Source organism: Sphingobacterium sp. UBA7249, from assembly GCF_002472835.1.
GTDB classification, from domain to species: domain Bacteria; phylum Bacteroidota; class Bacteroidia; order Sphingobacteriales; family Sphingobacteriaceae; genus Sphingobacterium; species Sphingobacterium prati.
In genome coordinates this window covers 53,054-68,320 of sequence record NZ_DKST01000025.1, presented here as the reverse complement: position 1 = coordinate 68,320, position 15,267 = coordinate 53,054, and the positions used below count along the sequence as shown (strand labels likewise).

Below are 15,267 nucleotides of genomic sequence, written 5' to 3'. Positions count from 1 at the left end.
AAGCAATCTTATTTTTTTACAACTATATGAGCAGCATAATAGCCGTTAGATAGAAGATTTTCCGCTAATGTAATTCCCAAATTTTGACAAGCTTATCATCACTGACACTAAAGAAATACTGGCCATCCTCAGACCATATCCCCGCGTTGACGGATAAATGGTGGCCGTCCTGCATTTTGTCACGGCTCATATTTTTCAATAGGGCAAAATCAGCATTAGACCAAAATTTCAGTGACTTATCCCGGCTTACTGTCGCAAAAAATGGTTCAAAAGGATGTGGATAAATCCCATAGACAGTGAACAAGTGCGGCACAAAGGAAAAGTTATTACTTAATTGGTTCACGTCCGAAATGATAAGCTGGGCATCTCTTCCGCCGCTTAGCAGCTGGTTTTGAAGGAAAGCCAAGGAGGTTGTAGGCAAGCTATGCAACTTCTTGCGTTCGATGACATGGAAGTCTTGGCTATCCAACAAATATACCCAACCATCTTTATCGCCCAAAGCAATCTTGGTTTCATCCGCATCAACGGCGATACTCCGAACCGTTGTTTGGGACAGCTGTAATTCGTAAATAGATTTGTATGTTGCAAGTTCAATAACATACAATCGTCCTTCTTCCCCTACGGCGAGCAGTTCATTTTTTTTCTGGATATGGGAAAGTGCAAAGATAGCCTTATTACCTAGCTGCAAACTCGCTACAAGTTTTTGTTCTTGTACATCCACGAAAAGAAGCTTTCCCTCACGCTGCGCAATCACTAGGATCGCTGTTCCAGGTATTAATTTTAAAGCATACACCGAGGAGGTTACTGCACATAGGATACGTTTAAAGCCATTCTTTTCAATATCCCATTCAACTACCCCCTTATCGTTACCACCTGTAAAAAAAGTATGTGGATCGTATCCCTTTTCTACACAAAAAATTGGGTTTTGATGCCCCGGTAACGTCGCTCTTAATTTAATATCCATAGTCATCTATTCAAATTCTCCGGATGATAACCGGAAAGTTATTCTTCGCTTAGCTCCTGCTTGCACAATCAACTTAAGTTCCCTGCCTCCAAACAAAAGTTAGAAAACGATAAAAAAATGAAGTGCAGCATATTCACAAATATACTGCACTTTCAAGACTATTTTGTCATATTACCTTAAAGCCTCGCCCGATTCTTAGATTCCATCAAGTTTCTATCCGCATGATTCGGAGCAAGTGTATCTTTGATTCTATAGTGACCTTTTTGCAAAAACAACGTTATTGATGTCTGCTTTCCAGATTCTTAGCGATTGTTTCCAAAGAGAATCCCTTCTCACGAAGCAGTACGATCAAATGGAACAACAGGTCCGAAGTCTCATTGATAAAATCAGTCTCGGTTTCTGTTAACGCTGCAATAACTGTTTCAACGGCTTCCTCACCCACTTTTTGAGCGATCTTATTAATCCCTTTAGAACGCAGACGATTAACATAGGATTCGTCAGAAGGATTTTCGTAACGATGATTTACAATACGTTCCAGTTCCAAAATAAAATTCTGATTGAATTCTGTATTGAAACAACTCCGGCTTCCCGTATGACAAGTTGGCCCCATAGGATCAGCCTTGATCAACACCGTATCTTTATCGCAATCAACATGGATGCTTTTTACATTTAAAAAGTTTCCGCTCTCCTCTCCTTTGGTCCAGAGACGATTTTTGCTACGGGAGAAAAAAGTCACGCGCTTCTCAGCCTGTGTTTTTTGCCAAGCCTCTTCATTCATATAACCTAGCATCAACACTTCCAAGGTCTGGGCGTCCTGCACAATCACTGGAACAAGGCCGTCACTTTTTGCAAAATCTAACATGGTATTAGTATTTAGTATTGAGATATGAGTATTTAGATCTTACTTGTGTCAGCCTAGGGCTTACAAGCTTTGTTCCTACTCCTTACTCATTAATCAATTTTCTTATTCTGCAAGCCCTGATGGCTTACCTAATATTATCATTACTCCTTTATTCTTTGCTACTTTATTCGCTACTATCTAACGACAATACCATTATGGCGTAAAGTCTGTTTAAGGTCTGGAATCAATATTTCTCCATAATGGAATACTGAAGCTGCCAATGCGGCATCTACATTGGTTTGTTGAAATACATCGACAAAATGCTGTTGATTGCCTGCTCCACCCGATGCAATCAAAGGAATATGGATGCGATCGTTTACAGCTTTTAAGAATCCGTTGTCAAATCCATTCTTTGTTCCATCATGATCCATCGATGTGAGCAAAATTTCTCCAGCACCGCGTTCTTGCGCTTCGAGGATCCAATCCAGCGTATTGATCTCCGTCTTGATGCGCCCACCACTTAGATGGACAAAATCCTGACATTCAATAGATCTCGTATCGACAGCGACCACAACAAACTGCGCACCAAACGCGGCTGCCATTTGATTAATCAGGTCCGGATTACGTACCGCAGCTGAATTGATAGATATCTTGTCAGCCCCCGCATTTAATAGAATGTCGGCATCTTTGATTTCGTTGATACCGCCACCAATTGTAAACGGGATATTCACCTGGCGAGCCACCGCTTTTACGAGGTCGATTGTCGTCTTGCGCCCTTCATGTGTAGCTGTAATATCTAAAAATACAAGTTCATCAGCTCCTTGCTGGGAGTATTCATAAGCGAGTTCAACAGGATCGCCTGCATCGCGCAGATCAACAAAATTGACTCCCTTGACAGTACGTCCATCTTTAACATCCAAGCAGGGAATTATCCGTTTTGCCAACATGTTAAAATCTGATTAATGATTTAAGATTCCAGTCTTTGACTTCATCGATAGAGATCCGATTCTCATAAATTGCTTTTCCAACAACTACTGATTCTACTCCGCCCAATTCCTGAAGCTTTTGAATGTCATCCATCGAACTGATACCTCCTGAAGCAATCAATTTGATGATCGGTGAATGGTTCAACAATTTTTGATACAATTCCACACCTGCACCGCCTAATTTACCATCTTTACTAATATCAGTACAAAGAAACCTAAAAAATCCTAGCGCTAAGCATTTATCAATATACTCGATCAATTTAATTGGTGAGCTTTCTAGCCAGCCTGAGTATTTAATCACTTCGTCCAATACGTCAATTGCAATCACAATATGATCCGCGTATTTAACCTGCCCTTCATTTAGCGTTGCAAGTTCTTCCAAAAAAGAAGGATTTGTGATCGCTTGTGTGCCAACAATTACCCGGTATACACCAGCGTCGACCAATTCCTTTACCTTTTCAATACTTCTGACGCCACCGCCGTACTGAATTTTCATTTCTGTCTTCTGAATGATATCAAACAAATATGCCTGATTACTAAAATCTCCTTTGGCACCATTTAGATCTATAATATGAACCAGTTCGGTGCCATTTGCATGGTAATTTTCTATTTGAGCTTCTAAACTAATATCATATGTTGTAACGTCGTCATAGTTACCCTCTCTTAAGCGGACAACTTTTTTGTCCAATACGTCAATTGCTGGGATGATATACATAATAGAATATTTTTAGTCTAATTGAATTGTTGAAAAATTGAGCAACAACTGCTCACCTGCCTTTCCCGACTTCTCCGGGTGAAATTGTACGCCAAAGAAATTATCTTTGGAAATTGCTGCTGAAAATGGTAATCCATAATCACATTTAGCAGCAGTGAATGCCGTGTCGTATTCGATATAATACGAATGGACAAAATAAAAGTAGCTCTGATCTTCTATATTCGCAAATAAAGGATTATTTGCCTGTATTGAAACGCTATTCCAACCCATATGGGGCACTTTTCCCGCTACTCCAGCCTCAAAATGTAACGTTTTCAGCGGGAACAACTTCAGCATCTCGGCCTCCCCTTCCTCAGAATAATCCGTCAACAATTGCATGCCAACACAGATACCTAGAACAGGTTTACGGAGTTCTTTAATATAAGGTACTAACCCTGACTCACGCAATTTATTCATGGCTGCTCCGGCATGGCCTACGCCTGGAATGATAATACGATCGTAAAGATCAATCTCCTCCGCCGTATTAATCATACCATAGGACAGCCCCACCCGCTCTAGCGCAGCAGTTAAGGAAAAGATATTTCCAGCGCCATAATTAATAATTCCTATCATTTTTGAGATTTGAGTATTGAGACTTGAGTATTAAGACTTTGGAGCCACAAGCTTACGCGGTATGCGGTCATCCTTAGTCTTTACGCATTGATTCTCCTTTTTAATTAAACAAAACTACAAAACTCCCTTTGTACTTGGTAATTGCATATGATCCGCATCCCGACGTACCGCTTTCTTAATTGATTTGGCAAAAGCTTTAAAAATAGCTTCGATCTTGTGATGCTCATTATCCCCTTCGGCTTTGATATTTAGATTTGATTTAGAGGCATCAGAAAAGGATTTAAAGAAATGGAAAAACATTTCTGTTGGCATATCACCTATTTTCTCCCGTTTAAATTCCGCATCCCATACAATCCAGTTGCGTCCGCCAAAATCCAGTGCAACCTGCGCCAAACAATCATCCATCGGCAGGGTGTACGAGTAGCGTTCAATACCACGTTTGTCGCCCAAAGCCTTCAAAAACACCTCGCCTAGGGCAATCCCTGTATCTTCGATGGTATGGTGTTCATCAATATGAAGATCTCCCTTTGCTTTTATCGTTAAATCCAGCGCGCCGTGTCTCGCTAATTGATCCAACATGTGGTCAAAGAATGGCAGTCCAGTTTCAATTTCTGATTTCCCGGAGCCATCCAAGTTCAACTGAATAAAAATATCAGTTTCATTTGTCTTACGATGATGTTCGGCAGTACGCGTGCCAAGCTTAAGAAATTCGTATACTGTCTTCCAGTCTATTGTTTCCAAAGCCACCACTTTCGGGTCAATGTCGACGTTCTCCAACACACCCAATTGATCATTGGCACGCAGCCATATTGCCTTGGCACCAAGATTTTGCGCGAGCTTCACATCATTGACACGGTCACCGATAACGAACGATTCACTTAAATTATATTTTGACGAATCGAAATATTCACCGAGCATACCAATAGCCGGTTTACGTGTATCGGCATTTTCGTGTGGAAAAGTCTTATCTATATGTTCTTTGGCAAATACTACACCCTCTGCAGCAAACGTATCTAGCACAAAATGATGGACAGGCCAGAAGTTTTCTTCCGGATGGGAAGATGTCCCGAGGCCATCTTGGTTAGAAACCAAGATCAATTCGAAATCCAGCTCCTTCGCGATACGTGGCAGGTACTGCAACGCACCCGGATAGAATTTTAATTTTGCGAAAGAATCGATCTGCTCATCTTCTGGCTCCAAAATTAACGTTCCGTCACGGTCTATAAACAGTACACGTTTTAAGTTATCAGGCATAGTATTATTTATTGATTTGATTAAGTTTTTCTAATAATATTTGATTCTCCGCAGGCGTTCCCACTGTAATCCGTAAACAGCCCTCACAGAGTTCTACTTTAGACCGATCACGGACAATGATTCCATATTGAACCAAGTAGTCGTACACTTGTCTGGGTTGCTCCATCTTGACCAAAATAAAATTGGCATCGGAAGGTGTGATATGTTGCACGTAATCCAGTTCGAGGAGTTGGCGAACAAGTTTATCACGTTCTGCTACCGTCTCTTTGATCCAGTCGTTGACTTGATCCACATTATTCAACGCCTCCAACACAATATCCTGTGTTGCTTGATTAATGTTATAAGGGGGTTTAATTTTATTATAAACCGCTATAATCTCTTTACTTGCAAATGCCATGCCCAATCGCAACGCAGCAAGTCCCCAGGCTTTGGATAAAGTTTGTAATACGACTAAGTTAGGATATTCAGCCAATTCCTGCGTAAATGATTTCACAGCTGAAAAATTGATATAAGCTTCATCAACCACAACTAGTCCCTGAAAATTATTCAATATCGTTTCTATATCCTGACGTCGGATAGAATTTCCAGTGGGATTATTGGGCGAGCAGATAAAAATTAACTTAGTACGGGCATCTATGGCATTCGCGATTCCATCCAAATCCAATTGATAGTCTGCGGTAAGGTTTACTTTCCTGAACGCTACATCGTTGATATTTGCGGACACTTCATACATGCCATAGGTCGGCGGAACGAGGATAACATTGTCCACGCCGGGTGTACAAAATGCGCGGTACAAAATATCAATAGCCTCATCACTTCCATTGCCCAAAAAAATATTTTCAGATGGAACACCTTTTATTGTTGAAAGTTTTGCTTTGACTTGATGTTGGAGTGGGTCTGGATATCGGTTGTAATCATGGTTTAGTGGGGATCCAAAAGGATTTTCATTGGCATCAATCAATATAGATGCATCCCCTTTAAATTCATCTCTTGCGGACGAATACGGTACGAGCTTCTTGATATTTTCCCGTAATAGGTTGTTTAAGTTGAATGGATTATCCATTATAAAAAAATTAGAGCCGTAAACTTAGATAAATTGTTTATCAAATGCAATATAATAAGCAATTTATTCGCAGAAGACTGTCCCTGACCGGTAGACATGGTTGTATGCAAATTATCCTTTTCCCATTGTGCAAAAAAGGATCGATTAAAAGGGAATGACAACAAGAAGCGCAATAAAAACTACACTGAAAACCACTTACCTTCAACCGAGAGTTCGGTATTTGGGAATACCGTTCGGGCTTCTTCCAATAACGGCCCCAGGTCACGGTACCGAGCAGAGTAATGGCCTAGCAATAATTTCTTTGCATGGGTTTCTTTCGCGATTTCCCCCGCCTCTAAGGCTGTTGTATGAAAGGTTTCCTTTGCCCGGTCTACCATATCATGCAAAAATGTAGATTCATGGTAAAGGAGATCAGCATGCTGAATATAGGACAAATAATCGCCCGTGCGCACTGTATCTGAACAATACACATAACTTCTAGACTTGGGAGCAGGTAAGCTCAATTGATCTGCCGGATAAACATTCCCTTTTTCGTCGACATAATCAACCCCTTTCTTAATGGCAGGGTAATATACCGTGGGAATATTTAACGCTTGGACCACATCGCCAAGCAAGGTCCGGGCCCTTGGTCCCTCATCAAAACGAAAACCAGTGCAGGCTATACGATGTATTAAAGGGAAAGTGCTTATTTTTAAGGTCCGATTTTCAAAGATAACACCGGGCTCTTCGGGTGATATCGGATGAAAAATAAGATTATAGCGTAAGACTGTTTCAGAATGCAGAAATTGGATATCCAAAATCTCTTTCAAGGCAGCCGGTCCATACAAATGAAGATCACTTTTGCGGCCAACGAGGTGCATCGAAGAGAGCAGCCCCACCAATCCTAAATAGTGATCTCCATGTAAGTGGCTAATAAAAATATGTGCAATGCGATTGCTTTTAATTCCGTATCGGCTCAACTGCATTTGTGTGCCTTCACCGCAGTCTATTAAAAATAATTGTTCATTAAAGTTCAACACTTGGCTAGTCGGATGCCGATCAAACATTGGTGTCGCCGAACTATTTCCTAATATTAGAACTTCAAACTTCATATTAATCCTCGATTGTCCCGCGGTATTCAGATTCCAATTCGTGTGCAAAGATCAAATCTTCAGCAACCTTCAGCGATGGCGCAATTTTTAACGATTTATCCAAATGTGATACACGGACCATATCCATTAATTTAGGGCAAAGATTGACCAAAATAAATACCCCGCCAACAGATTGACATAAACGGTGCGCCAGTATACCTAGACGTATGCCAACTTCATCCGTCTTCTGGACATGAATCATATCCAGTACGATATTACGTTGACCAATTGTATTGCGCAACAAAAACTCCCCTTTAAGTTTAGCTGCATTCTCCGCATCTATCACTTCGACATGAGGCTCTATGACAATATAGCGATCGTGTTTATCAATAGTATACTTCATAAGTCTATCTCCTTAGTTTGAGGATACAATGTACTAATAATTTAGCTCTTTTAAGGCCTTTGTCACATTTCTTTCCACTCGTTCCAAGACATTCTCTTGATCCGGGTAAACAAATTTTTCACCCACGATATGCTCATATAGCTCAATGTAGCGTTCGGAAATTGAAGCAATGATTTCATCTGTCATCTCAGGCACAACCTGTCCATCTTTACCTTGAAAATCATTATCAATCAACCATTTTCGAACAAACTCCTTTGACAATTGCTTTTGAGCTCCCCCGTTTTCTTGGCGTTCTTGGTATCCATCCGCATAGAAATAACGGGAAGAATCTGGTGTATGAATCTCATCGATCAACACTATTTTACCATCTTTTTTTCCAAATTCATATTTGGTATCCACCAAGATCAACCCCCTTTGTGCTGCAATTTCGGTTCCGCGTTGAAACAAAGCTTTGGTGTACCTTTCTAGTTGCACGTAATCTTCTTCACTCACAATACCTTTTTTCAGAATATCTGCACGTGAAATATCCTCATCGTGACCTACGGCGGCTTTGGTCGTTGGTGTAATAATTGGCTCAGGCAATTTATCATTCTCCTTCAATCCTTCAGGAAGAGACTCCCCGCAAACCTCACGTTTACCCGCAGCATACTCACGCCAAGCATGTCCAGACAGATACCCACGGATAACCATTTCTACTTTAAACGGTTCACACATTTGACCTATCGTCACACTGGGATCTGGTACTGATACGACCCAATTTGGAATAATATCAGCTGTCGCTTTTAAAAATTTAGCTGCAATTTGATTCAACACCTGTCCTTTGTAGGGAATAGGTCGAGGGAGTACCACATCAAATGCCGAAATACGGTCAGAGGCTACCATCGCCAGGTAGGTGTCGGCAATCGTATACACGTCACGTACTTTTCCTCTGTAAAAAGCAGTTTGATTCTCGAAATTGAAATTTGTTTCTTTTATAGCGTTCATGTTCAAAGTAAAATTCAAATAATATAATTAAATAATCAATGTTGGCTTTCATTCATCTCAATGAATCCATTCCACTTAACTATTCGTTTATGCCTATACTTGACAGCATAGATAAGTACAGATATTGTGCCCTTTTTAGGCTATAGCGAATATCCAGATTGACATCAGTATCATTCCTTTGCGATCATGGGTATTTCAACGATCCGTGTCACAACGAATAATTTAAATATCGCCGTATGCTTCCAAAATGCGTCGCACCAATTTATGACGAACCACATCGCCACCGCTTAGGTGGATAATATCGATACCTTCAATATTTTCCAGCAAACGGATCGATGTTGAAAGTCCGGATTGATTCTTTTTAGGAAGATCTACCTGCGTCATATCTCCGGTGACAATAAATTTTGCAGTAGGCCCCATGCGGGTCAAAAACATCTTTAACTGCATATCCGTTGCATTTTGAGCTTCATCCAAAATGACAAAACAGTTATCAAGTGTACGGCCCCGCATAAATGCCAATGGTGCAACCTCAATGGTACGATTTTCCAAATATCCTTTTAATTTCTCTGCCGGAATCATATCATCTAGCGCATCGTAAAGTGGCCTCAAATAGGGATCTACCTTTTCTTTCAGGTCACCGGGCAAAAAACCTAGATTTTCTCCAGCCTCTACCGCTGGTCTTGTCAAAATAATCCGTTTGATTTCTTTATTGCGAAGTGCCCTGACAGCAAGTGCGACAGCGGTGTATGTCTTCCCCGTCCCTGCTGGACCAATGGCAAATAAGATATCATTTTTCGAAATACTATCAACCATTCGTCGTTGGTTGGCCGTCCGTGCCCGAACAATCACACCATTAGGTCCATAAACAATGGGCTCAGAACCAAATGCCGCTTGCTTAGCCGCAATCTCCTTTTCCTGCTGCGCGGCTGAGCCTGCGCTCGCCCCTAGGAGATTTTCAAAATCCAACAAGGTAATGTTGTTGAATTTCTCTAGATGAGCCATGACTTCCTTAAACGATTGCTCAAATAGTTCCAATTCCTTCGCATCTCCCAACACTTTCATTTCACTTCCACGAGCTACAATTCGCAGTTTTGGGAATTGTTTCTTCAAATAATCAAAGTGCTCATTGTCTGCTCCCCATAATATGGGCAAATTCAGACCATCTAATGCAATTAGTAATTCGTTCAAATTTTATCCTATTTTAGAATTAATTAGATTGTAGCTATTACGCAATAGCTCCTAAGCGTAATACTATTCAAAATTAACGTATTCTAATGAGAAAATATGCCATCCTACAGAGATTTTTGCAAAAAGAAAACCAAATATTTTTTTTTGCATTTCATACTTGAGTTTTGCTATTAAAAGCAGATCTTCAGGCTGCACAAATCGATTCTTTACAACAGAAGACAAAGCTATGTTTGTGTATATCAATCGAAAAAAGATATATTCAAAATAAGTTCTTCAATTAGCTTTACAAATCAGCTGATAAATAGTAATTTTGCTCTCTATTTAAATAGATTTTTCAACAACAGAGCAAGTAAACAACAGAAGATCTATTCTATTCATTCAAAAAGGGAATTCGACAGCAATTCGGTCTATTTATAGGTTATAATGGCAGTAATTACGTTAACGACAGATCTAGGACATAAAGATTTTTATCAAGCTGCGCTAAAAGGGAGCCTTTTAACGCAGTTGTCTGATGTTAATATTGTCGATATCACCCACGAGATTCCAGCATTCAATATTCCGCGCGCAGCCTTCGTTCTTGGTAATGCCTATCATTATTTCCCCAAAGGGACGGTACATATCATTGGTATAAACACCTTGTTTCATGAGGAATCCAAATACATTGGCATGAAATACAAGGATCATTATTTTGTAGGTGCAGACAATGGTATTTTCAGCTTATTGTTGAATGGGAATGAACCGCAGGAATTGTACGAACTCAATTTGATGCAGGATCTGCGATACCTCCATTTCCCGCTTGCAGACATCCTATCCAAATCAGCCTGCCATATTGCAAAAGGTGGTAAACTGAAAGATGTAGGTACCCCCATGCATCAACTGATCGAAAAAGTTACGTTACAACCGATCTTTGATAAGGATATGATCCGTGGCAATGTCATTTACGTTGATGCTTTTGGCAATGCCATTACCAACATTTCAAAAGATCTATTTAACAAAGTCCAAAAAGGGCGAAATTTCGTTTTGTATTTCAAACGCAACGAAACCATCACCAACCTTTCCTGGCATTACAATGAGGTGGGTGAGGGTGAAAAATTATGTCTCTTTGGCATCAGTAATTATTTAGAAATTGCCATTAATAAGGGTAATGCAAGCCAACTTTTGGGGCTACACGACGATGATTCCAATGTCATCCGTATCGAATTTAAAGATTAATTTCATAAATTCATTTCTAGAAATTGTTGATTTGTTTGTATCCACTCCCAAGTAGGGATTCGACCTGCAACGGTCACACAGGTAATTTATTGGACTTTATCAGTGTAATGGGTGCCCACAAATCCAAGCAATTTTAAGCAAACTTAATATCAGATTGATTGGTTCATTGTTTATGAGGTTTTTAACATACACGCTATTATCTTTTCTTCTATTTTTTAACTTAGGGTATTTGATGGCCCAGGAAAATGCAGATTCCAGTGCTTTTGAAGTACAGCGTAAACGTGTCAATAGCCTTCTTGAGGCTAGACAGCAGAAGTTCGGAGCCTATGACACAAGCCTTACCCAGAAAACAGGACTGTTTGGACTGTTTAAATCCAAGGGCGATATGCAAAAAAGTATCGATATCCTCAAGGATGTCGTGATCACGGACAACAATATCTTTTTGGAAACCCAGCAGCTGCTCAAAATCAAAGATTTCGAAAAAGACAAATTCCGGCAGATGGCCACCGAATACGATAAGCAGATCTCAGCTTACATGGGCACAATCAACAAGCTTCAGACTGAAAATGAAAGACTTAGGACACAATTAGACAAATCAACCGGAAACGGACTGTCCGGCAATGTATGGCTTTACCTTGCTCTGCTCGTCATCATTGTACTAGCGGTCTTATTGTATCGTAGCCATACACAAAAACCAGTCCTCACCCCTAAAAATACGGACTAGCACGTTGTGCCTTAGCATCTACAGCGGTGACATGTACCCCAAAAGTTGGTCAAATGACAACTTTAGTTGGTTAAAACCAGTCAAAAGCCAAAAATTGACCAAAGTATGATAGCAAAATATTTTTAATCTCTTTACATTTGTCCTCGCAACAAAACATTGAAGTAGCGGATTATGGCAAGAGGTTTCAATAGTGGTAATAAACAAGAAGAAGATCTACCAAAACCAAAGTTAAATAAGGAGCTCCTATTACGGGCTTCGAAAATAATGACCTATCTAAGGCCTTATCGGGTTAAGTTTGGAATCGGAATGTTATTTTTGGTATTATCCAGTCTTTCCATGCTGGCTTTCCCCGCACTATTGGGTGCGATGATTGATGCTGCGCAGGGGAAGCAAACATACACCTGGCTGACCCCTGAAGTGTATTACATTGGTGGAATAGCCTTTATTATTCTATCGTTCACCTCGATCGTTTCTTTTTTTCGTATTCGTATCTTTGTTGAGATTGCTGAACGCGCCTTGGCAAAAATCCGGAAGGATACCTATCATAAGCTAATCTCCTTGCCGATTGAATTTTTTGCCAATCGTCGCGTGGGCGAATTAAATAGCAGACTTTCCGCCGATTTATCTCAGATCCAAGATACCTTGACCACCACATTAGCTGAAATTTTAAGACAATTGATCAGTCTTTGCTTTGGCGTATTTCTGCTCGTCTGGGTATCGCCTAAATTAGCCTTGATGAATCTCTGCATCTTACCCGTCATCGTGGTTGCCGCAATTGTCTTCGGAAAATTTATTCGTGAATTATCCAGACAGGCGCAGGATAAGATGGCGGAATCAAATAGCATAGTTCAAGAAACTTTATTGGGCATTAGCAATGTCAAAGCTTTTGTAAACGAATACTTTGAATTCAACCGTTACAGCAATCAGATGGACTCCGTTGTCAAATTAGCAGTCAAGGGAGCAACATTTCGTGGAGCCTTTGCTTCATTTATCATATTCTGTATTTTCGGTGCCGTTATCGCCGTTATTTGGTATGGTGCAGCTTTAGTCTCTATCCACGAGATGTCTGTTGGTGATCTAACGACATATATCCTATATTCGATGTTTGTCGCCGGTTCTATGGGTAGTTTCCCTGAATTATACGCAAACATACAGCGCTCACTTGGCGCCAGCGAAAGGATCCTGGAAATTCTTGATGAACCACAGGAAGACATCAAGGTTGAACCGAGCTGCAAAGATATCAGCAAGAAAATGAGCGGAGATCTCCGTTTTGATCATGTGGCATTTGCGTACCCTAGTCGTCCAGATATTGACATTCTCAAAGACATTAATTTTACAGCCAATGCTGGCGATAAAATTGCCATCGTCGGCCCGAGCGGCACCGGTAAATCAACCATTGCTTCTTTAATACTTCAGTTCTATACCAGCAATAAGGGAGAAGTACTTTACGATGGCAAGCCGGCCACAGACTTCGACCTCTGCGATATACGAAACCAGGTAGCGATCGTACCGCAGGACGTTTTGCTATTTGGTGGAACGATTCGCGAAAATATCGCTTATGGCAAGTTAGATGCTACGGAAAATGAAATAACTGAAGCCGCTACGCGGGCCAATGCACATCAATTTATATTGAATTTTCCGGAAGGATATGATACCGTAGTCGGTGAAAGGGGCGTAAAACTATCCGGCGGGCAACGTCAACGAATTGCCATTGCCCGAGCTTTACTCAAAGATCCGGCTATACTTATTCTGGACGAAGCGACATCTTCATTGGATTCAGAGTCGGAACGTCAGGTTCAAGACGCTTTGGAAGAATTAATGCGTGGTCGTACATCCGTTATCATTGCCCATCGTCTATCGACGATTGTTGATGCCGATAAAATTATCGTGGTCGAAAATGGTGTCGTCTCGGAAAGTGGAACACATTTCGAATTATTACAGAAAGAAACCGGACTGTACCGCCATCTCTATACCCTGCAATCCAAACAGCAAAAGGTAGATATGTAAAATTTTGCTAATTATTGATTCTTTTTAAACAAATTGTGCTAGTGATTGTTCATTTGGTATTATACTTGATTATCATTTGAATACACAATAAAATAGAAGAATTATGAAAAATAGCAAAAATGGATTAGTGGCATTTGCTTTGGTAGGATTGGCTGCGGGAGCTGCTGCATGGTATCTTTTAGGAACCGATGACGGGAAAAAACAATTAGATCGTGCAAATGATGGCATCAAAAGCTTAACTAAGTCATTGAAGGATCTTTCGAAAAAAGAAGCTAGAAAAGCACAAAAATTGGCGAATAGAGCATCCGCTGAGCTGGATAACTTAAAATCAAAAGCGCAAGCTGCTTTCAGCAAAGCTACCGATGATGCCGATGCATTGAAGAACAAAGCAAAAGAGGCTGGTAGAGAAGCATTAGACCACGCAAACAATGCAGCACAAAATTTAGCCAGCAAAATCGACAACACTACCGATGCGGCTAAATCAAAAATTTCTAATACATAAGTAAAAAAAACATTTTTTTAAGAATTGATGGTTTGGCCGCCTCCTGTGGTTAAAATACATTTGTATCTTTGCGGAATATGACTTTACTGCAACAGGTAAAAACTTTAATTCTTAAAGACATCATTCTGGAATGGCGCTCAAAATACGCCATAAACGGAATCCTACTATATGTCGTATCTACTGTATTTGTTTGTTATCAAGCATTCAAATCAGTAGATACCACAGTTTGGAATGCATTGTTTTGGATTATCCTATTATTTGCATCCATTAATGCCATCAACAAGAGTTTTGTTCAAGAAAACCCCAACCGGCAACTTTACTACTACGCTTTAGTCGATCCTCGGGCAATTATCCTCGCCAAAGTCATTTATAACATGTTATTGATGACCATCTTGGCCACCATAGCTTATTTCGTTTATTCTACCATATTCAAAAATCCCCTCGGGGACCCCATCTTATATTTTATTTCAGTTATTTTAGGCAGTATCAGTTTTGCCAGTGTATTTACCATGATTTCTGGCATCAGCTCCAAGGCCGGGAATAACAGTACACTAATGGCCATTTTAAGTTTTCCGGCAATAATCCCCCTGCTTATCGTTTTGATCAAGCTCTCCCGCAACGCAATAGAAGGCCTAGAAAGGGCCGCCAGTTCGAAAGAAATAATTGTATTACTTGCAATTAATGTAATCACGATCACTATTTCTTTATTGTTATTTCCGTACCTTTGGCGAGATTAAATTTA

At 40.3% G+C, this 15,267-nt stretch carries 16 protein-coding genes; 5 read left to right on the top strand and 11 right to left on the bottom strand.

What is annotated here, in order from left to right; genetic code table 11:
• Positions 1-64: 64 nt before the first annotated feature.
• The 11 genes from B4A24_RS16970 to B4A24_RS16920 all read right to left on the bottom strand — a co-directional run bounded on the left by B4A24_RS16970 (position 65) and on the right by B4A24_RS16920 (position 10,080).
• Positions 65-964: a WD40 repeat domain-containing protein gene (locus B4A24_RS16970; RefSeq protein ID WP_293946252.1), complete on the bottom strand. Its 900-nt coding sequence runs from the start codon at positions 962-964 to the stop codon at positions 65-67.
• A 277-nt stretch (positions 965-1,241) separates the two neighbouring features.
• Complete coding sequence (gene hisIE, locus B4A24_RS16965) at positions 1,242-1,826, bottom strand: bifunctional phosphoribosyl-AMP cyclohydrolase/phosphoribosyl-ATP diphosphatase HisIE (protein ID WP_293946251.1); 585 nt, start codon at positions 1,824-1,826, stop codon at positions 1,242-1,244.
• A 173-nt stretch (positions 1,827-1,999) separates the two neighbouring features.
• Positions 2,000-2,752, bottom strand: a complete 753-nt coding sequence (gene hisF, locus B4A24_RS16960; protein WP_293946250.1) for an imidazole glycerol phosphate synthase subunit HisF — start codon at positions 2,750-2,752, stop codon at positions 2,000-2,002.
• A 1-nt stretch (position 2,753) separates the two neighbouring features.
• A complete protein-coding gene (locus B4A24_RS16955) occupies positions 2,754-3,506 on the bottom strand; it encodes a HisA/HisF-related TIM barrel protein (protein WP_172393640.1) in 753 nt (250 codons plus the stop codon).
• A gap of 12 nt (positions 3,507-3,518) precedes the next feature.
• Positions 3,519-4,118, bottom strand: coding sequence for an imidazole glycerol phosphate synthase subunit HisH (gene hisH / locus B4A24_RS16950; RefSeq protein WP_172393639.1), 600 nt, complete (start codon positions 4,116-4,118; stop codon positions 3,519-3,521).
• A gap of 114 nt (positions 4,119-4,232) precedes the next feature.
• Positions 4,233-5,372, bottom strand: coding sequence for a bifunctional histidinol-phosphatase/imidazoleglycerol-phosphate dehydratase HisB (gene hisB, locus B4A24_RS16945; RefSeq protein ID WP_293946249.1), 1,140 nt, complete (start codon positions 5,370-5,372; stop codon positions 4,233-4,235).
• Positions 5,373-5,376: 4 nt separating this feature from the next.
• Positions 5,377-6,435, bottom strand: a complete 1,059-nt coding sequence (gene hisC, locus B4A24_RS16940; RefSeq protein WP_293946248.1) for a histidinol-phosphate transaminase — start codon at positions 6,433-6,435, stop codon at positions 5,377-5,379.
• 179 nt (positions 6,436-6,614) lie between these two features.
• The gene (locus tag B4A24_RS16935; protein WP_293946247.1) at positions 6,615-7,526 is read right to left on the bottom strand and encodes a ribonuclease Z; all 912 of its coding nucleotides are present in this window, start codon (positions 7,524-7,526) and stop codon (positions 6,615-6,617) included.
• A gap of 1 nt (position 7,527) precedes the next feature.
• Complete coding sequence (locus B4A24_RS16930) at positions 7,528-7,908, bottom strand: STAS domain-containing protein (protein WP_293946246.1); 381 nt, start codon at positions 7,906-7,908, stop codon at positions 7,528-7,530.
• A gap of 33 nt (positions 7,909-7,941) precedes the next feature.
• The gene (locus B4A24_RS16925; protein WP_293946245.1) at positions 7,942-8,892 is read right to left on the bottom strand and encodes a phosphoribosylaminoimidazolesuccinocarboxamide synthase; all 951 of its coding nucleotides are present in this window, start codon (positions 8,890-8,892) and stop codon (positions 7,942-7,944) included.
• A gap of 222 nt (positions 8,893-9,114) precedes the next feature.
• Positions 9,115-10,080 (bottom strand): PhoH family protein, encoded by a 966-nt coding sequence (locus tag B4A24_RS16920; RefSeq protein WP_288809099.1) that lies wholly within the window; start codon positions 10,078-10,080, stop codon positions 9,115-9,117.
• A 423-nt stretch (positions 10,081-10,503) separates the two neighbouring features.
• Between B4A24_RS16920 and B4A24_RS16915 the strand changes: the two genes are divergently transcribed.
• The 5 genes from B4A24_RS16915 to B4A24_RS16895 all read left to right on the top strand — a co-directional run bounded on the left by B4A24_RS16915 (position 10,504) and on the right by B4A24_RS16895 (position 15,262).
• Positions 10,504-11,292, top strand: a complete 789-nt coding sequence (locus B4A24_RS16915) for an SAM hydrolase/SAM-dependent halogenase family protein (protein ID WP_108636061.1) — start codon at positions 10,504-10,506, stop codon at positions 11,290-11,292.
• Positions 11,293-11,524: 232 nt separating this feature from the next.
• Positions 11,525-12,016 carry a hypothetical protein gene (locus tag B4A24_RS16910; protein WP_293946244.1) on the top strand — a complete coding sequence of 164 codons (492 nt, stop codon included), beginning with the start codon at positions 11,525-11,527 and terminating at the stop codon, positions 12,014-12,016.
• A 171-nt stretch (positions 12,017-12,187) separates the two neighbouring features.
• Positions 12,188-14,023 (top strand): ABC transporter ATP-binding protein, encoded by a 1,836-nt coding sequence (locus B4A24_RS16905; protein WP_293946243.1) that lies wholly within the window; start codon positions 12,188-12,190, stop codon positions 14,021-14,023.
• Between the two features lie 103 nt (positions 14,024-14,126).
• Positions 14,127-14,525: a hypothetical protein gene (locus B4A24_RS16900; protein ID WP_293946242.1), complete on the top strand. Its 399-nt coding sequence runs from the start codon at positions 14,127-14,129 to the stop codon at positions 14,523-14,525.
• A 77-nt stretch (positions 14,526-14,602) separates the two neighbouring features.
• Positions 14,603-15,262 (top strand): heme exporter protein CcmB, encoded by a 660-nt coding sequence (locus B4A24_RS16895; protein ID WP_172393629.1) that lies wholly within the window; start codon positions 14,603-14,605, stop codon positions 15,260-15,262.
• Positions 15,263-15,267 lie beyond the last annotated feature (5 nt).

Bases quoted from the DNA above. Each gene is read 5' to 3' on its own strand.
- B4A24_RS16970 (WP_293946252.1), bottom strand. From the start codon at position 964: ATGGATATTAAATTAAGAGCGACGTTACCGGGGCATCAAAACCCAATT.
- hisIE (WP_293946251.1), bottom strand. From the start codon at position 1,826: ATGTTAGATTTTGCAAAAAGTGACGGCCTTGTTCCAGTGATTGTGCAG.
- hisF (WP_293946250.1), bottom strand. From the start codon at position 2,752: ATGTTGGCAAAACGGATAATTCCCTGCTTGGATGTTAAAGATGGACGT.
- B4A24_RS16955 (WP_172393640.1), bottom strand. From the start codon at position 3,506: ATGTATATCATCCCAGCAATTGACGTATTGGACAAAAAAGTTGTCCGC.
- hisH (WP_172393639.1), bottom strand. From the start codon at position 4,118: ATGATAGGAATTATTAATTATGGCGCTGGAAATATCTTTTCCTTAACT.
- hisB (WP_293946249.1), bottom strand. From the start codon at position 5,372: ATGCCTGATAACTTAAAACGTGTACTGTTTATAGACCGTGACGGAACG.
- hisC (WP_293946248.1), bottom strand. From the start codon at position 6,435: ATGGATAATCCATTCAACTTAAACAACCTATTACGGGAAAATATCAAG.
- B4A24_RS16935 (WP_293946247.1), bottom strand. From the start codon at position 7,526: ATGAAGTTTGAAGTTCTAATATTAGGAAATAGTTCGGCGACACCAATG.
- B4A24_RS16930 (WP_293946246.1), bottom strand. From the start codon at position 7,908: ATGAAGTATACTATTGATAAACACGATCGCTATATTGTCATAGAGCCT.
- B4A24_RS16925 (WP_293946245.1), bottom strand. From the start codon at position 8,892: ATGAACGCTATAAAAGAAACAAATTTCAATTTCGAGAATCAAACTGCT.
- B4A24_RS16915 (WP_108636061.1), top strand. From the start codon at position 10,504: ATGGCAGTAATTACGTTAACGACAGATCTAGGACATAAAGATTTTTAT.
- B4A24_RS16910 (WP_293946244.1), top strand. From the start codon at position 11,525: ATGGCCCAGGAAAATGCAGATTCCAGTGCTTTTGAAGTACAGCGTAAA.
- B4A24_RS16905 (WP_293946243.1), top strand. From the start codon at position 12,188: ATGGCAAGAGGTTTCAATAGTGGTAATAAACAAGAAGAAGATCTACCA.
- B4A24_RS16900 (WP_293946242.1), top strand. From the start codon at position 14,127: ATGAAAAATAGCAAAAATGGATTAGTGGCATTTGCTTTGGTAGGATTG.
- B4A24_RS16895 (WP_172393629.1), top strand. From the start codon at position 14,603: ATGACTTTACTGCAACAGGTAAAAACTTTAATTCTTAAAGACATCATT.